21 protein-coding genes and 1 pseudogene are annotated in these 21,600 nt (G+C 62.5%); 9 read left to right on the forward strand and 13 right to left on the reverse strand.

Annotated elements, in window-relative coordinates:
• The first annotated feature begins 11 nt into the window (after positions 1–11).
• Both HB375_RS15700 and HB375_RS15705 read left to right on the forward strand, forming a co-directional pair.
• Positions 12–1,382 (forward strand): matrixin family metalloprotease, encoded by a 1,371-nt coding sequence (locus tag HB375_RS15700; protein WP_167673961.1) that lies wholly within the window; start codon positions 12–14, stop codon positions 1,380–1,382.
• Between the two features lie 134 nt (positions 1,383–1,516).
• Positions 1,517–2,544, forward strand: a pseudogene (locus tag HB375_RS15705) (ABC transporter substrate-binding protein).
• Positions 2,545–2,726: 182 nt separating this feature from the next.
• Here the strand turns inward: HB375_RS15705 and HB375_RS15710 are convergent.
• The gene (locus tag HB375_RS15710) at positions 2,727–3,275 is read right to left on the reverse strand and encodes a VOC family protein (protein WP_167673962.1); all 549 of its coding nucleotides are present in this window, start codon (positions 3,273–3,275) and stop codon (positions 2,727–2,729) included.
• A 122-nt stretch (positions 3,276–3,397) separates the two neighbouring features.
• Positions 3,398–3,826 (reverse strand): MarR family winged helix-turn-helix transcriptional regulator, encoded by a 429-nt coding sequence (locus HB375_RS15715; RefSeq protein WP_167673963.1) that lies wholly within the window; start codon positions 3,824–3,826, stop codon positions 3,398–3,400.
• A 94-nt stretch (positions 3,827–3,920) separates the two neighbouring features.
• Here HB375_RS15715 and HB375_RS15720 point away from each other — a divergent pair, with 94 nt between their 5' ends.
• The 5 genes from HB375_RS15720 (at position 3,921) to ogt (ending at position 7,831) form a co-directional block, all read left to right on the forward strand.
• The gene (locus HB375_RS15720; RefSeq protein ID WP_205800230.1) at positions 3,921–4,370 is read left to right on the forward strand and encodes a DoxX family protein; all 450 of its coding nucleotides are present in this window, start codon (positions 3,921–3,923) and stop codon (positions 4,368–4,370) included.
• Positions 4,371–4,407: 37 nt separating this feature from the next.
• The gene (gene gstA, locus HB375_RS15725; protein ID WP_167673965.1) at positions 4,408–5,025 is read left to right on the forward strand and encodes a glutathione transferase GstA; all 618 of its coding nucleotides are present in this window, start codon (positions 4,408–4,410) and stop codon (positions 5,023–5,025) included.
• A gap of 19 nt (positions 5,026–5,044) precedes the next feature.
• On the forward strand, positions 5,045–5,719 hold the full coding sequence (locus tag HB375_RS15730) for a glutathione S-transferase family protein (RefSeq protein WP_167673966.1): 675 nt from the start codon (positions 5,045–5,047) through the stop codon (positions 5,717–5,719).
• A gap of 61 nt (positions 5,720–5,780) precedes the next feature.
• Positions 5,781–7,286, forward strand: coding sequence for a DNA-3-methyladenine glycosylase 2 family protein (locus tag HB375_RS15735; RefSeq protein ID WP_167673967.1), 1,506 nt, complete (start codon positions 5,781–5,783; stop codon positions 7,284–7,286).
• Positions 7,283–7,831 carry a methylated-DNA--[protein]-cysteine S-methyltransferase gene (gene ogt / locus HB375_RS15740; protein ID WP_167673968.1) on the forward strand — a complete coding sequence of 183 codons (549 nt, stop codon included), beginning with the start codon at positions 7,283–7,285 and terminating at the stop codon, positions 7,829–7,831. The genes HB375_RS15735 and ogt overlap by 4 nt, the downstream gene beginning before the upstream one ends.
• Positions 7,832–7,833: 2 nt before the next feature.
• On the opposite strand, the gene HB375_RS15745 is transcribed toward ogt, so the two are convergent.
• From HB375_RS15745 to HB375_RS15760, 4 genes are all read right to left on the reverse strand, one after another.
• Positions 7,834–8,952: an FUSC family protein gene (locus HB375_RS15745; protein ID WP_167673969.1), complete on the reverse strand. Its 1,119-nt coding sequence runs from the start codon at positions 8,950–8,952 to the stop codon at positions 7,834–7,836.
• A gap of 118 nt (positions 8,953–9,070) precedes the next feature.
• On the reverse strand, positions 9,071–10,705 hold the full coding sequence (gene groL, locus HB375_RS15750; protein ID WP_167673970.1) for a chaperonin GroEL: 1,635 nt from the start codon (positions 10,703–10,705) through the stop codon (positions 9,071–9,073).
• 60 nt (positions 10,706–10,765) lie between these two features.
• Complete coding sequence (groES, locus tag HB375_RS15755) at positions 10,766–11,056, reverse strand: co-chaperone GroES (RefSeq protein WP_167673971.1); 291 nt, start codon at positions 11,054–11,056, stop codon at positions 10,766–10,768.
• A gap of 194 nt (positions 11,057–11,250) precedes the next feature.
• On the reverse strand, positions 11,251–12,096 hold the full coding sequence (locus tag HB375_RS15760; protein WP_167673972.1) for a DMT family transporter: 846 nt from the start codon (positions 12,094–12,096) through the stop codon (positions 11,251–11,253).
• A gap of 214 nt (positions 12,097–12,310) precedes the next feature.
• Here HB375_RS15760 and HB375_RS15765 point away from each other — a divergent pair, with 214 nt between their 5' ends.
• Complete coding sequence (locus HB375_RS15765; protein WP_167673973.1) at positions 12,311–13,096, forward strand: L,D-transpeptidase; 786 nt, start codon at positions 12,311–12,313, stop codon at positions 13,094–13,096.
• A gap of 349 nt (positions 13,097–13,445) precedes the next feature.
• The gene (locus tag HB375_RS15770) at positions 13,446–13,775 is read left to right on the forward strand and encodes a DMT family transporter (RefSeq protein WP_167673974.1); all 330 of its coding nucleotides are present in this window, start codon (positions 13,446–13,448) and stop codon (positions 13,773–13,775) included.
• A gap of 47 nt (positions 13,776–13,822) precedes the next feature.
• Here the strand turns inward: HB375_RS15770 and HB375_RS15775 are convergent, their stop codons facing one another.
• From HB375_RS15775 to HB375_RS15805, 7 genes are all read right to left on the reverse strand, one after another.
• Positions 13,823–14,557: a DUF2076 domain-containing protein gene (locus HB375_RS15775; protein ID WP_167673975.1), complete on the reverse strand. Its 735-nt coding sequence runs from the start codon at positions 14,555–14,557 to the stop codon at positions 13,823–13,825.
• A gap of 81 nt (positions 14,558–14,638) precedes the next feature.
• A complete protein-coding gene (locus HB375_RS15780; protein ID WP_167673976.1) occupies positions 14,639–15,220 on the reverse strand; it encodes an NUDIX hydrolase in 582 nt (193 codons plus the stop codon).
• Between the two features lie 116 nt (positions 15,221–15,336).
• Positions 15,337–16,743: a chromosome partitioning protein ParA gene (locus HB375_RS15785; protein WP_167673977.1), complete on the reverse strand. Its 1,407-nt coding sequence runs from the start codon at positions 16,741–16,743 to the stop codon at positions 15,337–15,339.
• A 193-nt stretch (positions 16,744–16,936) separates the two neighbouring features.
• Positions 16,937–18,295, reverse strand: a complete 1,359-nt coding sequence (glcF, locus tag HB375_RS15790) for a glycolate oxidase subunit GlcF (protein ID WP_167673978.1) — start codon at positions 18,293–18,295, stop codon at positions 16,937–16,939.
• Between the two features lie 9 nt (positions 18,296–18,304).
• Complete coding sequence (locus HB375_RS15795; protein ID WP_167674085.1) at positions 18,305–18,844, reverse strand: DUF2585 family protein; 540 nt, start codon at positions 18,842–18,844, stop codon at positions 18,305–18,307.
• Positions 18,845–18,923: 79 nt separating this feature from the next.
• Positions 18,924–20,108 carry a glycolate oxidase subunit GlcE gene (glcE, locus tag HB375_RS15800; protein ID WP_167673979.1) on the reverse strand — a complete coding sequence of 395 codons (1,185 nt, stop codon included), beginning with the start codon at positions 20,106–20,108 and terminating at the stop codon, positions 18,924–18,926.
• Positions 20,108–21,541: an FAD-linked oxidase C-terminal domain-containing protein gene (locus HB375_RS15805; RefSeq protein WP_167673980.1), complete on the reverse strand. Its 1,434-nt coding sequence runs from the start codon at positions 21,539–21,541 to the stop codon at positions 20,108–20,110. Before HB375_RS15805 ends, glcE begins: the two co-directional genes overlap by 1 nt.
• Positions 21,542–21,600 lie beyond the last annotated feature (59 nt).

A 21,600-nucleotide genomic window follows, 5' to 3' on the forward strand; every position in this document is an offset into this window, starting at 1 on the left:
ATGAAAATACTGTGGCCCGCCCGACTGCAAATTCTGTCTCATGCTCCTCCGTCTCGACATCCATCGGTCTGGCGAGCGCGCTGATCCATGGCACAAAATGGGGTAGCGAGCCCGCCGGCAGCGGAGTGACGCTGACCTGGAGCGTACCGCAGTCGACGGCTTATTATGATCGAAACTACTCCGCTTCCATGGAGTGGAACGATTGGTACGTATTCACCTCCCAAGAAATCGACCAGACGCTTAAGGCGCTCACGGCTTGGGCCAACATATCGGGTTTGAGTTTTTCGCGCGTCTCCGACAACTCCACCGTCGTCGGTGAGCTCCGTTTCGCGCAGAGCGCCTACGTGAGCCAGTATGCTCACGCCTATCTTCCATCCGGATATCCGTCGGCGGGCGACGTCTGGATGAGCCTCGATTGGGACAGGTACGGCGCCGGCGCGCCCGTCGGCACTTACGATTATTTCACGCTGCTGCACGAGATCGGCCACGCCCTGGGCCTCAAACATCCGTTTGAAGGCTCCAGCATCCTGTCGAAGGCGTATGACAGCTATTTCTACACGGTGATGAGCTATTCAGCGAAAGCCTATGCGCCTGACTCGGTGACTGCTGACTACTATCCGACGACACCGATGTATCTCGACCTCGTTGCGATCCAGTATCTTTATGGGCGCGATCCGCAGTCGAATGCGGGATCTACGCTTTACACGTTCAACTACGGGCAAAAATACTGGCAGACCATCGACGACGTCAGCGGGACGGACGCCATCGTTTACAAAGGGTGGCTCAACTGCACTATCGACCTGCGTCCGGGCAAGTTCAGCACGTTGAGTGACCCGATCACCTTCTCCGACGGCACCGCGAGCCGGAGCACGATCTGTATTGGCCCCAACACTATCATCGAGCGGGCGACCGGCGGCTCGGGCAACGACAAGCTCATCGGCAACAATGTGAACAACGTGCTGAAGGGCGGCGAGGGGCGAGACACGTTAACCGGCGGCGTCGGTAACGACTATCTCTCCGGCGGTCTCGATAGCGACGCCCTCACGGGCGGCGTGGGCAAGGACTTTTTCGTCTTCGACACGCGATTTTCGGACAACTCTCTGGGCAGGATCAATATCGACAAGATCACCGACTTCAACGTGACGGACGACACCATCCGCCTCGACGACGCGATCTTCACGAGGCTCAAGAGGGGTTTGCTCCCCGCTTCCGCATTTGTCATCGGCACGCGGGCGAAAGACTCCAGCGACCGCATCATCTACAACAACAAGACCGGCGATCTCTTCTACGACACGGACGGAACGGGCGCGGCAGCGCCGATCAAGTTCGCGATCCTACCCATGTATCTGAAGCTGACCGCGCTCGATTTCGAGATCATCTGAAGCCCCGCCTCGCGCCGAGATTTTTCGCCGTCTGGAGCACCGCCAGCTTGACAAGAAGCCGGCTAATAGTCCTGATCGCGCATTCCGCTTCGTAACAGAGCCGGCAAAGAGTCCGGCCTTCAGGAGGAAAACGAATGCGCCACTTTCTGTTCGGCACTGCTCTTGCGGCCGGCCTCGGTATTGCGCCGATTGCGGCCCAGGCACAGGCGTCCCTCACCATCTATTGCTCCATTCTCGAAGAGCAGTGCCGCGTCGGTGTCGCGGCCTTCGAGAAGGCGACCGGCACCAAGGTGACAATGGTGCGCAAGAGCACCGGCGAGGCGCTGGCCCAGATTCGCGCCGAAGCCTCCAATCCGCGCGCCGACGTGTGGTGGGGCGGACCCGGCGATTCCCACATCCAGGGGCGGAAGAAGGATTGACCGTCGAATACAAATCGCCCGTGCTGCCGGAACTTCACGATTGGGCGTCGCGCTTTGCGCAACAATCGGGCTATCGCGCCACCGGCACTTATCTCGGCGCGCTCGGTTTTGGTTACAACACCAAGGTGCTTGCGAGCCGCGGCCTGCCCGAGCCGAAATGCTGGGCCGATCTGCTCGACCCGAAATATCGCGACGAAGTTCAGGTGTCCGATCCCAACTCGTCCGGCACCGCTTATGTGATGCTCGCGACGCTGGTGCAGCTGATGGGCGAGGACAAAGCATTCGACTACATGAAGGCGCTGCACAAGAACGTCAATCAGTACACCAAGTCGGGTGCGGCCCCGGTCAAGGCGGTGGCGCTCGGCGAAACCGGCATCGGCATCGCCTTCATGCACGACATGGTGACGATGATCACCGAGGGCGCGCCGGTGAAGACCGTCGCTCCTTGCGAAGGCACCGGCTATGAAACGGGCTCCGTCTCCATCGTGAAGGGTGGCAAGAACACCGAACTGGCGCAGAAATTCGTGGACTGGGCTCTCTCCACCGAAGCACAAAAGCTCGTCGGCGCGGATCTGAAAATCTACTCGATCCCGTCCAACAAGAACGCGCCGATCTCGCCGGATGCGCCGAAACTCTCCGAGATGAAGCTCATCAACTACGACGTGCCAAAATACGGCTCGGTCGCGGAACGCACGCGCCTGCTCAAGAAGTGGGACGCGGACGTGAAATCTGCACCGCGCTAGGATCGCGCGTCATCGTTATGCGATGGCTAAGTGAAAGCCCGGCCATCGTCATTGAGGGTTCTCCGCCGACACAGGCCGGAGCGGGAGAGTGGCGACGATGCGGTTTGACGCGTTGTCGCCGCCGACGTCTTCAAGAATTCCGAGAAAAAATATTATAACACAGCTTATCGCTTCGGCCAGCTTCACCGCCCGTTTGAATCGATGCTGGCCGGGGAGCCGAGAGGCTCGCGCAGCTCGATGCGATGCCGGCCATTGTCCTTGATCTGGGCCGTCCGGTAGGAGCCGTCGAGATCGTCCTCCGGCTCTTCGAGGATCTCGACGCCTTGGGTCTCCAGCCGCTCGATCTCCTCGTCCACATCCTGGACCAACAGGGTGATCACCGGAAAATGAGTCACCCTGGCTTCGCGGTCGCCAGCCGCATGGGCGGGGGCCGGATGGTCCGCCTCGGTGATTTCCAGAAGAAAGGAACCGCGCTCCAGAACGGCCATGCGCTCAGGAGCAGTGTTGCGGATCGTGATCAGGCGGAAATCGAGATGATCCTGATACCACTGCACGCTCTCGGTGAAGTCTGCCGTTCGGATGGAGACCGAGCCTGAGCGAACCGTGGGAGCGCTTTCGGCAAGGGCCGTGTCCGAAACGGGAAGCGCGGTGGGAAGAAGGGAGAAAAGAGCGCCGATAGCAAGCACGCATAGGGCGCTTCGAAAAATCACGGCGAGCAAAAAACGTTTCACAAAAACTGTCCTCGTCAACGGGAACCCGTTCTGCCTCCCCCAGAACCGAGCCTTGTCTGGAAGAAAAGATGGGCTGCCAAACCCGAGGAACAAGGCGGAAACTTGGCGGGCTAACGAGTTCGTTACAGACGGGACAGCAGGGTGGACAATTGCTCCACCTGCCCTTCATCGAGCCTCGCACCGAGGAAGCGGTCGATAGCCGCGCCGTAGATCAACCACATGCGTTTTTGCAGACCCCGCCCCTTGTCGGTGATTTCGATCAATTGGCGGCGCTTGTCGCCGGGATAAGGGATGCGGCGTACCAGCCCCTCCTTCTCCATGCGGTCGAGGAGGCGCGAGAGGTTATATTGCTCGAACAGCAACCCCTCTTCGATTTCGCGGGGAGAAAGGCGGCCGCACTCGACGCGCTTGAGGTGAAGCAGCACACTGTACCAATCCAGAGACGGGAGGCCCGCCTTCTTCAAGTCGGCCTCGATATTCGCCCTCAACCGCCGCTGGGCGCAGTTCAGGCGAATCCAGAGATCGACGACCGCCTCGGATGGTCTTTGCATTGCCGCAAACCTCTCCTCTTTCTCATGCAATTGCATCAAATTTGACACCAAAAGGCAAGTATGTCTATATCCATGCACCTGCATGGAGTTTGCAATGACCTCGACCACCTCCCCCACGACCGCCTACGCGACCCTGCTTCTGCGTCTGTCGCTCGGCCTCATGTATCTCTCCCACAGCATCGTCCTGAAATGGATGACCTTCACGCTGGCCGGCACTGCGCAGTATTTTCAGTCCATCGGCCTGCCCGGCTGGCTGGCGTACGTCACCGTCTTCGCTGAAGCCATCGGCGGCGTTCTGCTCATCCTCGGCGTTCAGAGCCGTTGGGTCGCCCTGGCGCTTGTTCCGATCCTGATCGGCGCGCTCAAAGTCCATTCTGGCAACGGCTGGGTGTTTACGTCGACCGGCGGCGGCTGGGAATATCCGCTCTACCTCATCATCCTTTCCGTCGCACAGGCCCTGCTCGGCGATGGCGCTTATGCCTTGAGCCCGTCGCGGTCCCTGCCGCTCGGCTCGCAGACCTCCCCCGTCGGGCGCACCGCCTGATCCTTCTGCTCATCCCCACTCCAAAGGAAACCTCCCTATGAAACTCTACTATGCTCCCGGCGCCTGCTCGCTCGCGGTTCACATCACCGCCTATGAGGCCGGCCTGCCCCTCACGATTGAGAAGGTCGATCTCGCCACCCGCAAGACCGAAACCGGCGCCGATTTCGCTGCCCTGAACCCGAAGGGTTACGTCCCGGCTCTCAAGCTTGACGACGGCGCAGTGATGACCGAGGTCGCAGCCCTTGTGCAGCTCGTTGCCGATAAGAACCCGTCCGCTAAGCTCGCGCCGGCAAACGGCACCATGGAACGCTACCGCCTGCAGGAATGGCTCGCTTTCATCAGCTCCGAGGTTCACAAGGGCTTCTCGCCGCTTTGGAACCCGGCAACGCCGGAAGAGTCGAAGCAGGCTGCAAAGGACCGCCTGGCGATCCGCTTCGCCTATCTCGACAAGATCCTCGCGGCTCAGCCCTTCCTGACCGGCTCGCAGTTCACGGTGGCCGATGCCTATCTGTTCACGGTCGTGAACTGGGCCGGCTATCTCAACATCGACATCTCGGGATACCCGAATCTCAAGGCCTTCCTCGATCGCGTCAGCGCCCGTCCGAAGGTGCGCGAGGCGCTCGTCGCCGAGGGCTTGCTGCAAGCCGCGGCCTAAGCACGAAGAGAGACACCGCATGACCACGCTTACCCTCGTCAGCAGCCACCTCTGCCCCTACGTCCAGCGCGCCGCGATTGCACTGGCCGAAAAAGGCGAGCCGTTCGAGCGCATCTATGTCGACACGGCGGACAAGCCTGACTGGTTCAAGGCCATCTCGCCGCTCGGCAAGGTGCCGTTGCTGAAGGTCGGTGATGCGGTGATCTTCGAATCCGCCGTGATCCTCGAGTATCTCGAGGATACGGTGGCTCCGAAACTGCATCCGGTCGACCCGCTCACGCGGGCCGACCACCGCGCCTGGATCGAATTCGGATCGACGATCCTCAACGACATCGGCGGGCTCTACAACGCGCCCGACGAACGGAGCTTCAACGCCAAGTGCGCCGTTCTGAGCAAGCGTTTCGCGTGGATCGAGAAGCGGCTCAAAGCTGATCCGTGGTTCGACGGCTCCTCGTTCTCGCTCGTCGATGCCGTCTTCGGTCCAATCTTCCGCTATTTCGACGTTTTCGACGGCTTCACCGATCTCGGCATCTTTGCCGATAAGCCCAAGGTAAGCCGTTGGCGCGCGGCGCTGAGCACCCGACCCTCCGTGCGAGGCGCCGTGCAGCCAGATTACCCCGAGCGCTTGCGGCAATTCATTGCCAAGCGAAATTCGCATCTCAGCACGCTCCTCGCGGCAAAGGCGGCGGCTTGACCGTAATGGTCACGTCCGAAAACCGCGAGCGCTGATGCGCAAAATGTGAGAAGGTCCGCTCATGGACCTTCTCGACCGCCAAGCCTGCTACCGGGCTCTCCAGACCCGCGACCCGCGTTTCGACGGACGCCTGTTCGTCGGCGTGACCTCGACGGGTATCTATTGCCGCCCTGTCTGCCCGGCGCAGACACCCAAGCTCGAAAATTGCCGCTTCTTCGCCTCCGCTGCCGCCGCGCAGGAAACGGGCTTACGGCCCTGCCTGCGCTGCCGCCCGGAGACCGCGCCAGATTTCGGCTCCTGGCGCGGCACGTCGAATACGGTGTCGCGCGCTCTCGCGCTCATTGCCGATGGCGCGCTTGATGGCGATGAAGCGAACGTCGAAGCCCTCGCCGACCGTTTGGGGCTCGGCGAGCGGCAGCTTCGTCGGCTGTTCAAGCAGCATCTCGGTGCGTCTCCGATAGCGGTCGCGCAAACGCGGCGAGTGCTGTTTGCCAAACAGCTCATTCAGGAAACGCGCATGCCGATGGCCGAGGTTGCACTCGCCGCAGGCTTCGGCAGTGTGCGGCGCTTCAACGAAACTTTTCACGATCTCTTCCGCCGCCCGCCGAGCGAGTTGCGTCGCAAGAGCGTCACCGATCTCTCCGCTCAGTCGGAAGCGGGCGTGACCTTGAACGTGCGCTATCGGCCGCCTTACGACTGGTCCGCCATTCTGGCTTATCTCGAAGCGCGCGCTATCGAGGGCGTCGAGGAGGTTGTGGGCGACACTTACCGGCGCAGCGTTTCGCATGAGGGCAAGCACGGCACTGTCGAAGTGCGTCACGCGCCGCAGGAAAACAGCCTTGCCGTCACAATCCATTTTCCTTGCGTGCGTGCGCTTCCCTCCATCTTGGCGCGCGTGCGCCGCGTCTTCGATGTGGGAGCCGACATCGAAACCATCGGCACGCATCTCTCCCGCGATCCGTTTTTGGCGCGGCTTGTCGCCGAGCGGCCGGGCCTGCGCGCGCCGGGCGGATGGGATGGTTTCGAACTCGCCGTGCGCGCCATTCTCGGCCAGCAGGTGACGATTGGCGCCGCGCGGCGACTCGCGGGGCAATTGGTGAGGATGTGCGGCGAGACGCTGACGGAGAACGAGCGCACGCACCCCGCGCTCCTACGCACCTTCCCCACGCCCGAACGTGTCGCGGCGGCGGACCTCTCCAGCCTCGGCATGCCGGGTGCGCGACGCACAGCACTCACCGCGTTGGCCGAAGCATCACTTGAAGATCGTGACCTATTTCGTCCGCTCGGAACGATTGAGGAAGCCATTGCGCGCCTGCGCCGCATTCGCGGCATCGGCGACTGGACGGCGCATTACATTGCGCTGCGCGTCCTGCGCGAGACGGATGCTTTTCCCGCAAGCGATATCGGCCTTCTGCGCGGGGCGGCCATCGACACTGGAAGTCGCCCGACGCCTGCGGACCTTCTGCAACGGGCGGAACCCTGGCGACCGTGGCGCGCCTACGCGGCACAACATCTTTGGGCCGCCGATCCCGGATTGAAAACAGAACGCAGCGGAGTTGCGAAATGACTGACGTGTTGCGGCTTCTCATCGACAGAACGAGCACGCCGATTGGCGAACTCGTAGTGATTGCGGATGACAGCGGACATCTGCGCGTCGTCGATTGGACCGATCACGAGGACCGCCTGCTTCTGCTGCTGCGGCGCTCCTACGGTGATGATCGCTTCACCCTCACGCCAGCACGCGATCCGAGCGGTTTCACCACCGCGATGAACGCGTATTTCGAGGGCGAGTTGTCGGTCATCGACGACATGCCAGCCCAGACTGCGGGCACGCCGTTCCAGCGCAAGGTCTGGGCTGCCCTGCGCGACATTCCCTGCGGCACGACAATCTCCTATGCCGAGCTGGCGCGGCGCATCGGCCAGCCCACCGCCACACGCGCAGTCGGCCTTGCCAACGGCGCGAACCCGGTCGGAGTCGTCGTGCCGTGTCACCGGGTGGTGGGTGCGAACGGCACGCTCACGGGTTATGGCGGCGGCATCGAGCGCAAGAGATGGCTGCTTGCGCATGAAGCGAAAGCCGCCGTCACGCCGCAGCTTTCGCTGACCTTGTAAGGCTATCTCTCTTCCGACGCGCGACCGTTTCTCACTGCCATTTCGTGCGTGCGCCCGGTCAGATCGTCGAGATCCTGCCGGAACTGCTCGAAGGCGAATTGCAGCGCATAGAGGCGCCCGACCGTGTCGCCCGGCAGCGTGTCCATCAAGTGCTCCGCACGCAGCGCATCCATCTCTCTCACGTAACGCGTGAGACTCGTATCAAAAGCCTCCGAGGTCGGCGGCAGCGCGCGCATCTGCAACGCGTCGCCGAGTTCGTTCAGGAGCGCGCAAGCCGTATCGCGGATCGCGAGGATGGAGGGTCTGAGCCGGTCGCGAACGGCATCCGGCAACGGACCGGATGCGGCGCGGCCAATCATCACAAAATCATGCCGTACGCGATAGAGCGTGCGCACCAATGGTTCGGGATCGGGCGCGTCGGTCAGATGCGTCTTGCGCTCTCGCGCGGCTTCGTCAGCCGCCGTGTCGACCTGCTTCAGACTGACGCGAATGCGCGCATGAAGGGGTGCAACTCCGCCAGGCGTGCCGGGCTCCGCGATGAGAGCGTTCATCATCGCGGTCATCAATTGCACATTCAGCCGAACCACCTGCGCCGCGGACTCCGTCAAGAGCGTGTGCGCCCGCGCGGGCAGCACGAACAGGGCAACGGCGACGCCGACTACGTTTCCGAGCGTAATTTCAAGCACCCGCTCGATGGCCGATGCGAAAGGGCCGAGCGTCTGGCTCGTCGTTGCGAGAAGAACGATCAGCGCTGTGATGGGTGCGACCCGAAAACTCGCCTTGACCGCCGCAAGAAGCGCCAGAGGCGCCAGAGCCACAACCACGGCAAGTCCCGTTTGGATGACGGTCTCGTGCGGCACGAAGGCGGCGACCGCCGCGCCATAAACCGCACCGGCGAATGTCCCCAGGAAGCGGTCGATTGCTGCCTTGAGGGAACCGCCCACACTCGCCTGCATGACGATGACCGCCGTAATCACCGCCCAGAAGCCTTGGGACAAGGACAACGCGTGAGCCAGGGCGAAGGCAGCCGCTCCCGCGATGGTGACGCGCAACGCAAGCCGCAACTCGGCGCGGTGGCCCACCAACCAATCCCAGACTTTTGATGCTGCCGGAAATGCCACCTTTGGTCTCCGTGCCCGCCTATCAGTAATGGCTCCGCACACGCCCGAGACAAGCAACAGGCAAAACAAAAGGCCCCGGATCGCTCCGGGGCCTTTCGTATTCAAAGTGCGTTTGGACTTAGAAGTCCATGCCGCCCATGCCGCCGCCCGGCATCGCCGGAGCCGCTTCCTTGCGGGGAAGCTCGGCGACCATAGCTTCGGTGGTGACGAGGAGACCGGCGACCGAAGCCGCATCCTGCAGAGCCGTGCGGACGACCTTCGCCGGATCGACGATACCGGCCTTCAGCATGTCCACGAACTCTTCCGTCTGCGCGTTGAAGCCGAAGGTGTCGGACTTGTTCTCGTTGATCTTGCCAACGACGATCGAGCCTTCGACGCCCGCGTTCTCGGAGATCTGACGGATCGGAGCCTCGAGCGCGCGCAGGACGATGTTGATACCGGCCTTGACGTCGGCGTTGTCGGTCTTGAGCTTGGCAACCGCAGCCTTGGCGCGGAGCAGTGCCGTGCCGCCGCCGGGAACGATGCCTTCCTCAACCGCAGCGCGGGTGGCGTTCAGCGCATCGTCAACGCGGTCCTTCTTCTCCTTCACTTCGACTTCCGTCGCGCCGCCGACGCGGATCACCGCGACGCCGCCAGCGAGCTTGGCGAGACGCTCCTGGAGCTTCTCACGGTCGTAGTCGGAGGTGGTCTCTTCGATCTGCGCCTTGATCTGAGCGACGCGAGCCTCGATGTCCTTCTTCTTGCCGGCGCCGTCGATGATCGTGGTGTTTTCCTTCTCGATGCGGACGCGCTTGGCGCGGCCCAGCATGTTGAGGGTCACGGTCTCGAGCTTGATGCCGAGGTCTTCGGAGATCGTCTGGCCGGCGGTGAGGACGGCGATGTCCTCGAGCATGGCCTTGCGGCGGTCGCCGAAGCCCGGAGCCTTGACGGCAGCGATCTTGAGGCCACCACGCAGCTTGTTGACGACGAGGGTGGCGAGAGCCTCACCTTCCACGTCCTCGGCGATGATGAGCAGCGGCTTGCCGGTCTGCACCACGGCCTCGAGGATCGGGAGCATGGACTGGAGCGAGGAGAGCTTCTTCTCGTGGATGAGGATGTAGGGATCCTCGAGCTCGGCGACCATCTTCTCCGCATTCGTGATGAAGTACGGGGAGAGGTAGCCGCGGTCGAACTGCATGCCCTCGACGACGTCGAGTTCGGTCTCGGCGGTCTTGGCTTCCTCGACCGTGATGACGCCCTCGTTGCCGACCTTCTGCATCGCGTGAGCGATCATCTCGCCGATGGAGGCATCGCCGTTGGCGGAGATGGTGCCGACCTGGGCGACCTCATCCGACGACTTCACCTTCTTGGCGCGGGACTGGATGTCCTTGACGGCCTCGGTAGCAGCGAGGTCGATGCCGCGCTTCAGGTCCATCGGGTTCATGCCGGCGGCAACCGCCTTCGCGCCCTCGCGAACGATGGCCTGGGCCAGAACCGTCGCGGTCGTCGTGCCGTCACCGGCGATGTCGTTGGTCTTCGAGGCGACTTCGCGCACCATCTGCGCGCCCATGTTCTCGAACTTGTCGGCGAGTTCGATTTCCTTAGCGACGGTCACGCCGTCCTTCGTGATGCGCGGAGCGCCGAAGGACTTCTCGATCACGACGTTGCGGCCCTTCGGGCCGAGGGTGACCTTCACCGCGTCGGCGAGGATGTCGACACCGCGCAGCATCTTCTCGCGAGCTTCGCCGGCGAATTTAACGTCTTTGGCAGCCATAGGCTGAGCCTCCAGTTAAATGAAAAAAGATTTGAGGAGATTTCGGCAGACGGCGCGAACTTACTTCGCGATCACGCCCATGATGTCGGATTCCTTCATGATCAGGAGATCCTGGCCATCGATCTTCACTTCCGTGCCGGACCACTTGCCGAAGAGAACGCGGTCGCCCTTCTTGACGTCGAGGGCAACGAGCTTGCCGCTCTCGTCACGAGCGCCGGAGCCGACGGCGACGACTTCGCCCTCTTGCGGCTTTTCCTTGGCGGTGTCCGGGATGATGATGCCGCCCTTGGTCTTCTCTTCGCTCTCAAGGCGGCGAACGACGACACGGTCGTGCAGCGGACGGAACTTCATGGAACTTCCTCTTTGACTGTTAGCGCAGCCCCCATTGGCCGCGTCCTGGTCTGTTCTGTTAGCACTGTCGGGTGACGAGTGCCAATGACGGGCGAAATAAGTACGCCCCCAAGGTGAGTCAAGACGCGCTGCAAAAGGAATCGTATCCGCGGGTCAAATGATGCCGAAACCCGGACTTTCCTTCGGGTTCAAGGTTACCGTCGGGAGGTCAAAAGCGCTGCCCCCACGATCAGCGCGCCGCCGCCGAGGGTGGCCCAGGTGGGAATTTCACTGAAAACGCCGTAGCCGATGCCCGCCGCCCAGATCAGGGCTGTGTATTCCAGAGGCGCGAGGCGCGCTGCCTCGGCCTTGGCATAGGCCGTCACCAGAAGGACGTGGCCGACCACGCCCAGCACGCCCATCGTCATGAACCAGGCCAGATGCGACAGGTCCAAGGGTTGCCAGACATAGAACCCGAACGGCGCAACAAGGATCGCCGGGCCGAAATTCTGGAAGATGACGATATGCATGAACTTGTCCCGCTGGGCGCGCTGGCGCAGCAGGACGAGGCTGAACGCGTAGGTGACGGCCGACAAAAGCGCCGCCACAACGCCGCCCCAGGACCGGGTGGCTCCCGCCGTCTCGGTCTGGCCCAGAACCACGATGAGGGTGCCGACGAAGCCGACCACGATGGCAGCGAGGACTTTGCCGTCGACCCGCTCTTTCAGCAGAAGCAGGCCGAAAAGGGCGATGAACATCGGAGACAGGAACGAGAGCACCAGCGTTTCGGCCAGAGGCAATTGCCCGAGCGCATAGAAGAAACTGACAGCGGTCGTCACCGCGACGACCGAACGAAACGCATTGGCGATGATCGTCTCGCGGCCTGGCCAACCGGGCCGCATCGCGAGAACCACACCGGAGACGATGATCGAGCCGCAGGCGAAGCGCAGGAAGGCGACCTGGAAAACCGGATAATGGGCGGCCATCCCCTTGATGATCGCGTCCATGATGGACAAGACCGCGATGCCCGCGGCGGCCCGAAAGGCGGATCCGAATTGCATGATGTTCCGGCGATTTGGAGGCGATTCCAAAACCGGAATCCCCCATACGGTGAAGAGCGAAAGGCGTCTTACATCACTTTTGGGACTGCAACACCCCCGCTTCCATTCTCTTCGACAGAAAAGCCGGAGCGGCCCCACGCCCAACTTCAGTCCATCTTCCGAGCAAGAATTGAAGTGCTGATCTCCGACTAAAATCGCAAGAAAGGATGCTGCGATGCGCGCTTGGCTTCCTTGCTCCACTTTTCTTCTCGCCCTCTCCCTTCCCGCCACGAGTTTCGCACAACCGGCCCCCTCCCGGGGCTATTATGGCGGCCTGCCGCGCGATGCGTATGGAAACCTGCTCGTCGTGCCGCGCTACGCTTATCCTTACGCGCGTACACGCGACGGGTATGCGCCGGATTACCCGCCCGCCAGTTCATACCGCGGCAGCTATCGCGCTTCGCCCGTCGACCCCATGACGGGCTATTCTTATGACCCGCGCCTGCCTTATGGGCGCACGGCATCCGTGCCACGCTATTACGAGCATGATGGCGGCATTGGTTCCGGCTATGCGATCCCGTCCCGCTTCCAACGCCAGGTGGTGGCGTATTCCGGCAAGGAGAGCCCCGGCACCATCATCATCGATACGCCGTCGCGGCTCCTCTATCTGGTCCAGGAAGGCGGCAAGGCGATCCGCTATGGCATCGGGGTCGGTCGTCCCGGCTTCGAATGGGCTGGGCACCACTTGGTCAGCGAGAAAAAGGAATGGCCGGACTGGCGTCCGCCGAAGGAGATGCTGAAGCGCCGGCCGGACCTGCCTGATTACATGGAAGGCGGCCCCGACAATCCGCTCGGCGCGCGCGCGCTTTATCTCGGCTCGACGCTTTATCGCATCCACGGCACGAACGAGCCCCACACCATCGGCAAGGCCGTCTCGTCCGGCTGCATCCGCATGCTGAACAAGGACGTGATTGACCTCTACAACCGGGTCCCGGTGGGCGCTCAAGTGGTGGTGATCTGATCGCCGTTCCCTCAGGAGCGCGGACCCTTTCGCCAAGGTCCGCGCCGCCTCTTTTGCGCGCGCGGCGGTTCCTCATTCGTTCCAAGAAACCGAAATATTTCGGATATAGTTACATTTAATCCGGACCAAACTCAGAACAAATCGACAATTATTCGGCAACAAAAACCAAATCGAAAATAATATAGCGCAACATACTATTTAATTATATAGCTATATGACGTAATCAATACTATTGCAACACGATCTCAAAGGTGCCTGTATAAACATATAGGTCATTTGATTACAGCGCGCAGCCTCGCTATCGCGCGAAGCAAGACCGCCCTTCCCTCCCCAAACCTCCGCTTTCGCCATGAACTATGCCTATCTGTTTGCCGCCATCATCTGCGAAGTCATCGCCACCTCGGCCCTGAAGGCGTCGGAAGGTTTTTCCCGGCTGTGGCCGTCGGCCCTCGTCATCGTCGGGTATGGGCTGGCATTCTACTTCCTGTCCCTGACCCTGCGGACCATCCCGGTGGGCATCGCCTATGCGGTGTGGTCGGGCATCGGCATTGTACTCATCGCTCTTGCCGGATGGGTGCTCTATCGCCAGTCGCTCGATCTTCCCGCCATCCTCGGCATCGGCCTCATCCTGACCGGGGTACTGGTCATCAACCTGTTCTCGCGCACCGCAGGGCACTGAAAAGAAAACGCCCGCCGATGGCGGGCGCTCTGCAATCGAGGCGAGGTTTAGATCCAATCGCCGTCGTCGCCGTTGTCGCCACCCATGTCGGAGAAGTCGTCATCGGGCTCATCCGGCTCGGGGCCTGTCTGGTTGTCCTGCCCCTTAGGATAAAGGGAATCGGTGATGCTCGCCTGATCGAAGGAGCCACTCTGGTTGCCGCCGAGATCGGCGAGCGCGCTTTTCTCGCCAGCCCCCGCCTGACCGCCGCCGAAGGCGTGAGATAGCGCGTTGGCGATCATCACACCGCCCGCGACACCGGCCGCCGTGGACAAGGCTCCTTGCAGGAAGCCGCCACCGGGGCGCTGCTGCATCATGCTGCCGCCCCAGGGGCCGCCGGGCGCGCCCTGCGGCGCGCCATAGGGTTGTCCGTAAGGCTGTTGGGGCTGCGGCGGAACCTGTGGGACGGAACCGCCCCAGGGCGACGGACGCGGAGACTCCCGGTAATCCGGCTCCGGCGGGCGAGCGCCGCCACCGAAAAGCCCGGAGAGGAAGCCGCCCTGCGCCTGCGGCTGGCGGCGGACCTGCTCAAGTTCGGCGCGCAACTGTTCGTTCGCGGCTTGAAGGTTCTTCAGCGCCTGCTCCTGAACGAAAATCGCCTGCGCCATGGCATAGGGCGCGTAGGGCTGCTCGCGCACCTTGTCGGCGATGAACCGTTCGGCCTCCGGATCGCGCGGCTGGCTCGCCACCTGCTCAAGACGGCGAAAAATATCGGCGATGACCTCGCGCTCCTGGTCGTTCATGGCATGCCTCCTTCGAACCTTACGAATGCCGGAGACTGATGTAAGGATGGCCCAGCCATTTGTAAGGGGCCGGGTCCGCCGTTACGTCGCGGCGAAACCAAGCTGTTTCAGATTTCGCAACGCTCGCGGGGCGACATCCTCAAGGTCCGCCAGATCACGCCACTCCGCCCCTTCCACCTCGGCAAGGTCCGGCCGCAAGCCGTCCTCGGGCATCGCCCTCACGATGTAGCGGATGTCATGGTGCCAGTGCTCGGGCTCGTCCCGCGAAGGCCGGGCGGGGATGAAATGGCTGTCGATATCGATGGGCAGGTTTGAGGCCTCATGCCAAGGGTCGAGGGAAAGCCTGGAGAGGCCAGTTTCCTCCACGGCTTCCCGCAGCGCGGAGGCCGCAAGGCTTTGCGGCGCTTCGTAGTGACCGCCGGGCTGGAGCCAGCGCTCCAGCGCCCGATGCCGGATCAGAAGAGTCCGCCGTCCCTCCGTGTCCAGAACGATGGCGGAGGTGGTGACATGGCCGGGAAAGGTTTTCCGCGAGTGGATATCGTCCCCGTCCGCGATCTGGCCGCGCAGCACGGCGTGATGATCCGCCGGGATGCCGAAGGCCTGCGCGTGATCGTCGAGAACAGTCAGAACGTGACGACGGAAGGCGGCGGGATCGAAGGCCATGGACGGTTCCGAGTGTCGGAATTGAGGTGACCGCGGGCAGAGCGACGGCGCGGGAGCGACCGAAGCGCCGCCCTCTCAGCAAAAGCCCCGCCGAGGGCGGGGCTTCAAGCCTGTCGTTATTCGGCGTCCGAGGATTTCAGCGGCCGCACATTGGTCTCGACCTCGTCCTCGTCGAAGAGGGTCGGGTCTTCTTCCTGTGTATCGAGGCGTGTCTTCTTACGCAGCGACACGTACTTCTTCTGGATCTTCACGCGGCTCTCGCGGGCAATTTCCAGCGCGCCCTGCACCAGCGAGCGTTCCGCGCGCTCGTTCTGCAGCTCTTCCGTGAGGCGGCGATTGGCGGATTCGAGCGTGTTGCGCTCCTGCTCGAAGCGCTTCGTGACCTGATCGATGCGCTCGGTGAGGCTCGCCACCTTGTTGTCCGAGCTTTCGATCTGGAAATCCTTGGCGGCGATGGCCTTGTTGAGCATCTCGACGCGTTCCTGCAACTCGATGCGGGAGCGCTGCAACTCGTTGACCATGGCGACCTGACGCTCGACCTCCTGCTGGGTCGCTTCGAGGCGCCGGTCGACGGTGTTCTTCTCGATGGTGGTTTCCTTGAGGCTGCGCTCGACGCCTCGCAGGGCCTCGTTCTTGTCGCGCAGCTGATCGCGGGTGTGAGCCAGAATCTTGTCTGTCGCAGCGAGGCGGGAGTTCAAGCCCTCGATCTTCATGTCGAGCGCCGACAGGTCGGTCTGGTGGGCCGAGCGCTCGGAGTCGGGCTGGGTTTCGAGCCGCTGGCGGATCACCTGCTCGGACATCAGCTTCGTCTCGAGCTCCGAGGCGCGCTGGCGGGTGGATTCGAGCTGCGTTTCCAGCTCGCCATAGCGGTTCGTCAGGCTCGACAGGCGGTAATTCTGCTCTTCGGCGACCTTCTGGAGGCGCTTGACCTCGTGGTCGAGAAGGCCGTTGCGCTCGCGAGTCTCGATCAGCTCGCGCTCGGCGCGGGCGACCGTCTGGTCGGCCTCCTGCGCTTCGAGGCGCAGCGCCTGGTTTTCTTCCGTGATGTTGCGGGCGCGCTCGGTCTCGATGGAGAGCTGGTTCTCAAGGTCGGCGACGATCGCCTCCTTGTCCTTCACGTTCAGCCGCAGATCCTCGATGGCCGATTCCTGGTCGCGGACCTTCGTCTCGGCCTTGCGGAGCTGCGAAACGGTGGCGGAGAGATCGTCCGACATCCGGGCCTGGACGGTTGTCAGATCGGCCAATTCCCGGCGCAGCGCCGTAGTATTCTCGGTCTCCTGCTTCAGCACCGCCTCGGTTTCGAGAAGGCGCGACTGGATCTGCGGATAGGCCCGGATCAGGTCGTAAACCGGCTCGCTGAGCAGCGTGAAGTCGTCCTTCAGGCTGCGGATTTCCTCCAGCCGGTCGATCAGGTTGGCGAAGCGGACGCGGATCAGCTCGTTCTTCTGGCCGGTGGAATCGAGTGCGCCATTCGGCCGCACGCCAACGGATTCTTCCCTAGCGGCAACCGGAGCCGGCTGCACGGATTCCATCTGTTCGGAGAGGAGGCTGGGGCCGTCCTGCTCCGTCTTTTTGCCAAAACGGCTTCTGAAAGACGTCCAACCTGAAGACACGGTGCCGCCCCCTTACGCATGAAATTGTCGTACTTTGGGCTTCTTTTAGCCCAGAGCGGCCAAGGTTGGAAACGAAATTTCGTGTTACAGAAACGTGACAGACTTACTCCGCCGCGATGGTTAACGGCGAGGCCATGCGGTTCTGGAGGCCCGCCGCCTCGATAGCCTCCGGTACCGGGCCGCCGGTCGCCCAATCGAGCAGCTCGACCGTATGGACGATGGGGATTTTGGTTCCCTTCCCGATCTGGGTCATGCAGCCGATATTGCCGGTAGCGATGACATCCGGCTGGGTGCGTTCGATATTGTCCACCTTCCGCTCCCGCAGCTTTTCGGCGATTTCGGGCTGCAGCAGGTTATAGGTTCCCGCCGACCCACAGCAGATATGCCCTTCGGGAACATCCTTGACGATGAAGCCTGCCTGTTTGAGCAGGGTCTTGGGCTCGGTGCGGATCTGCTGCCCGTGCTGCATCGAACAGGCGGAATGATAGGCCACGATGAGGTCCACCTCGCGCACCGGGTCCATCAGGGTCAGGCTGGTGACGTATTCCGTAATGTCCTTGGCGATATTCGAGACCCGCGCTGCCTTTTCCGCATAAGCCGGGTCGTTGCGGAACATGAATCCGTAATCCTTGATCGTCGTGCCGCAGCCGGAGGCCGTGACGATGATGGCATCGAGCCCAGGCCCGTCCATTTCGGCGATCCAGGCATCGATATTGCGCTTGGCGAAGGCGTGGCCCTGCTCCTCCCGCCCCATGTGGTGGACCAGCGCGCCGCAGCACCCCTCCCCTTTCGCCTGCACCACGTCGATGCCATGCCGGTTGAGCAAACGGATCGCCGCCTCGTTGAAGCCCGGTTTGAGAACCGGCTGGGCGCAGCCTGAGAGGATCGCGACGCGCCCCCGGCGGGCCGGCTTCTTCGTCCTGAACTCGCCCGGCGCATCGAAGGGAGAGCGCGCGGGAATGCGCGTCGGAGCGAGGTCCACCATGGCCTTGAGGCGCGTGCCGAAAAGCGGCATCGCGCCGATGCCCCCTTTGAGGGGCTTCACCAGCATGGCGAACATGAGCGCGAAGCGGAACCGGGTGGGATAAGGCAAAACCTGCGCCAGAACCGCGCGCAGGAGCCTGTCGTGCCAGGGCCGCTTATAGGTCTGTTCGATATAGGCGCGGGCATGATCGACGAGATGCATGTAATGCACGCCGGACGGGCAGGTCGTCATGCAGGACAGGCAGGAGAGGCAGCGGTCGATATGCTTCACCACCTCCGGCGTCGCGGGCTTTCCGCCCTCCAACATGTCCTTGATGAGGTAGATACGGCCGCGCGGGGAATCGAGCTCGTCGCCGAGCAGCAGATAGGTCGGGCAAGTGGCGGTGCAGAAGCCGCAATGGACACAGGTGCGGAGAATCTTCTCCGAACTCGCCATCACCGGGTCTTGCAATTGTTCGGGCGTGAAATTGGTCTGCATGATTACAACTCAGCTCCCCGCTTGCCATTGGTTGATGGCCTCGACCGGGTGAACCAGCATGATGATGTTGAGGGTGAGATTGTCGCGTATCCAGGCCCCGACGATCAGTTCCATCACCAAAGCGACGACCACCGTTCGCCCGACAGGCCAGAAACGCGCCAGGAAAAAGCCTAAGGACATCATCAGGATGTCGGACATGGAATTGAGCACGCTGTCGCCATAATAATCGAGCGCGATATTGGTGGCGCGATAACGCTCGATGATCGTGTTGGTGTTCTCGGCGATCTCCCAAGCACATTCGAGGCCGAGCGCCAGAAGAAACGCGATGCCAAGCGGCAACGGCTTTCCAATCATCCGGCCGATGAGCCAGGCTCCCGTATAAAACAGAAAACCATGGATGACGTGGGAGAACGAGTACCAATCGGTCAGGTGCTGGGAATTGCCTGAATCGTTCACGATTCCATGCCACAGCTCGACCGTGCCACACTTGCAGATCGCCGTGCGACCCATGGCCAACAGGATGGCGGCGGTCAGGGCGACGATGGCCATGGCCAACGCGGCGTGGAGCACCGTGCGGTTTGACTTCGATACTGTGTCGTCCGATGCGAAAGTGACGGCTCCGCTCACTCTAAACCCCCGCGTACATCCGGCCCGGATTGAGAATTCCGGCCGGATCGAACGATGCCTTGATGCCGCGTGTCAGGGTCATCACCGCGTCCGACAGCGGCTCGAAGACGGCAAGCTGCGATCTCGCCTCCGCTGGCGCGCGGACCAGGGTCGCATGACCGCCGAAAACCTTGGTGGCTTCACGCATGGCGGCAGCACCGAAATCCGCGACGAGAGGCGTCGCGATCCAGATGAGGCCGCCGCCCCAATCATAAAACCATTGCGCATCGATGGACTTCGACAGCCACGCGGTAAAATCCGGCCCGCGCGTCGGCGCGGTCGACACGCGCCAGATGGCGCGCTCGGCGCGATCCGGCATGACGGTCACATCGCGGACGGATTGCCAGATGGCCTCTGCTCCCCGCCCCTCGAGAATGTCGCCCGTGCCGAAGCGCTTGAGGAGACGGCGCAACTCGCCGAGGCGATAATCGACCGAGACGGAGAACCCTTCGAGGCGGATCAGCGTCCGCGCGCCCTGAAGGTCGGGCGCGGGCAGATGGGCCGCGCCGGTGATGTCATAGGGCGAGCCCAGCGCTTCCGAGAGAGCCTGAATGGCGCGCTTGTCGTCGAGCCCACGTAGCAGGAGCGTCGACATCCGCTCATGTTTCGGCAGAACCTTGAACGTCACTTCCGTGAGGAAGCCAAGCGTGCCCCAGGAACCGGCCATGAGTTTCACGAGATCGAGGCCGGTGACGTTCTTCATCACCCGTCCGCCCGATTTCACGACCTCGCCCTGTCCATTAACGAAGCGCACGCCGATCAAACTGTCGCGCGCGGCCCCGGCCATGATGCGGCGCGGGCCGGAGAGGTTCATGGCAGCAACCGCACCGATAGTGGGCTCGTCCTGCGCGCCCAGAAGCGCGCGATAATCCATCGGTTCGAAGGGAAGCTCTTGACCCTTCGCGGCGAGTGTTTTCACGACTTCGGAAACAGGCGTGCCACTGCGCGCGGAAATCACAAGTTCAGCAGGCTCATAAAGCGTGATGCCGCTCAGCGCCCGCGAGGAGATGCCGTTTTCGGCATCGACCGGCCGGCCGATAGCCGCTTTCGTTCCCGCGCCTAGGACATGAAGTTGCGTCCCCCTCGCAGCCGCCTCGCGGATAACGGAGGATGCTTCCAGTTCGTTGCCGGGGGTATGAATCGACATCACGCAGCCAGCCTTCCTTCGAGCGGGAACACCTTGGCCGGATTGAGCAGCCAGCGCGGATCGAACACACCGCGCACGCGCATCTGCTGTGCGAGATCGGTCGCGTTGAACTGGAAGGGCATGAGGTCCCGCTTCTCGATGCCGACGCCGTGCTCGCCGGTAAGACAGCCGCCGACCTCGACGCAGAGTTTGAGGATTTCCTCGCCCACGGCCTCCGCCTTCTCCATCTCGCCGGGCTTGCTGCTGTTGAACATCACCAGCGGATGAAGATTACCGTCACCGGCGTGAAAAACGTTGGCGACGCCGAGCCCGTAGGATTTGGCGATCTCATCGATGCGTTTGAGCACATAAGGCAACTGCCCGGTCGGGATCGTGCCGTCCATGCAGATGTAGTCGGCGACTCGACCCGTCGCGCCGAAGGCGGATTTGCGGCCTTTCCAGATCGCTGCGCTCTCGGCTTCCGATTGCGAGACCTTGATGGTCTTCGGCTTGAAGGGCTCGGCGATGGCGACGATGCGTCGGAGCATGTCGTCGATCTCGGCGTCCGATCCTTCCACCTCGACGATCAGCATGGCCTCCACGTCGAGCGGATAACCCGCATGGGCGAAGGCTTCGCAGATCTGAATGGCCGGACGGTCCATGTATTCCAGCGCCACCGGAATGATGCCCGCCGCGATGATGGCGGCGACGCAGGCGCCTGCGTCCTCGACCCGCTCGAAGCCGAACAACGCAGGCCGCGCTCCTTCCGCCGCGCGCAAGATCCGCACGACCGCCTCGGTGACGATGCCGAGCTGGCCTTCCGAACCGGCCACAAGGCCGAGAAGATCATAGCCGGCGCTGTCCAGGTGTTCGCCGCCGAGCGTCACCACGGTGCCGTCCAAAAGCACCATCGTCACACCCAGAAGGTTGTTGGTGGTGACCCCGTATTTCAGGCAATGCGCGCCGCCGGAATTCATGGCGATGTTACCCGCAATCGTGCATGCGAGCTGGCTCGACGGGTCCGGCGCGTAGAAAAACCCTTCATGCCCCACGGCCTGGCTGATGCCGAGATTGGTGATGCCCGCCTCGACCCGGGCGGTGCGGTTGGCGAAATCGATGTCGAGCACCCGGTTCATCTTGGCGATACCGAGCACGATGGCGTCCTCCTGCGGGATCGCCCCGCCGCAGAGCGAGGTGCCCGCGCCGCGCGGCACCACCCTCACCCCGTTGTCGCGGCAGAACCGCATGATCTCGGAGACTTCCGCCGTCGACGAGGGCAGCACCACGGCCAACGGCATCTGGCGATAGGCGGTCAGTCCATCCGTCTCGAAGGCCCGGCGCTCGTCCTCGGAGACGATCAGCGCCTCCGGCGCGACGAGCCGCGCAAGGCCCGCCAAAATCTCGCTTCTGCGAGACAGCACGGCCTCATCCGGCTTCGGAAATGCAATCGACATGGCGCCTCTCCTGGGGCTTAAACGCAATGATGTTCGTCATGCGGCAGCCCGGCGTTCTT

Source organism: Microvirga terricola, assembly GCF_011777495.1.
GTDB classification, from domain to species: domain Bacteria; phylum Pseudomonadota; class Alphaproteobacteria; order Rhizobiales; family Beijerinckiaceae; genus Microvirga; species Microvirga terricola.

Coding starts and splice junctions, on each gene's coding strand:
- HB375_RS15735 (WP_167673967.1), top strand. CDS start 5,781: ATGGACCTTCTCGACCGCCAAGCCTGCTACCGGGCTCTCCAGACCCGC.
- HB375_RS15715 (WP_167673963.1), bottom strand. CDS start 3,826: ATGCAAAGACCATCCGAGGCGGTCGTCGATCTCTGGATTCGCCTGAAC.
- glcF (WP_167673978.1), bottom strand. CDS start 18,295: ATGCAGACCAATTTCACGCCCGAACAATTGCAAGACCCGGTGATGGCG.
- HB375_RS15775 (WP_167673975.1), bottom strand. CDS start 14,557: ATGAACGACCAGGAGCGCGAGGTCATCGCCGATATTTTTCGCCGTCTT.
- HB375_RS15720 (WP_205800230.1), top strand. CDS start 3,921: ATGACCTCGACCACCTCCCCCACGACCGCCTACGCGACCCTGCTTCTG.
- glcE (WP_167673979.1), bottom strand. CDS start 20,108: ATGTCGATTCATACCCCCGGCAACGAACTGGAAGCATCCTCCGTTATC.
- HB375_RS15765 (WP_167673973.1), top strand. CDS start 12,311: ATGCGCGCTTGGCTTCCTTGCTCCACTTTTCTTCTCGCCCTCTCCCTT.
- HB375_RS15795 (WP_167674085.1), bottom strand. CDS start 18,844: ATGGCCATCGTCGCCCTGACCGCCGCCATCCTGTTGGCCATGGGTCGC.
- ogt (WP_167673968.1), top strand. CDS start 7,283: ATGACTGACGTGTTGCGGCTTCTCATCGACAGAACGAGCACGCCGATT.
- HB375_RS15780 (WP_167673976.1), bottom strand. CDS start 15,220: ATGGCCTTCGATCCCGCCGCCTTCCGTCGTCACGTTCTGACTGTTCTC.
- HB375_RS15805 (WP_167673980.1), bottom strand. CDS start 21,541: ATGTCGATTGCATTTCCGAAGCCGGATGAGGCCGTGCTGTCTCGCAGA.
- HB375_RS15770 (WP_167673974.1), top strand. CDS start 13,446: ATGAACTATGCCTATCTGTTTGCCGCCATCATCTGCGAAGTCATCGCC.
- gstA (WP_167673965.1), top strand. CDS start 4,408: ATGAAACTCTACTATGCTCCCGGCGCCTGCTCGCTCGCGGTTCACATC.
- groES (WP_167673971.1), bottom strand. CDS start 11,056: ATGAAGTTCCGTCCGCTGCACGACCGTGTCGTCGTTCGCCGCCTTGAG.
- HB375_RS15760 (WP_167673972.1), bottom strand. CDS start 12,096: ATGCAATTCGGATCCGCCTTTCGGGCCGCCGCGGGCATCGCGGTCTTG.
- HB375_RS15730 (WP_167673966.1), top strand. CDS start 5,045: ATGACCACGCTTACCCTCGTCAGCAGCCACCTCTGCCCCTACGTCCAG.
- groL (WP_167673970.1), bottom strand. CDS start 10,705: ATGGCTGCCAAAGACGTTAAATTCGCCGGCGAAGCTCGCGAGAAGATG.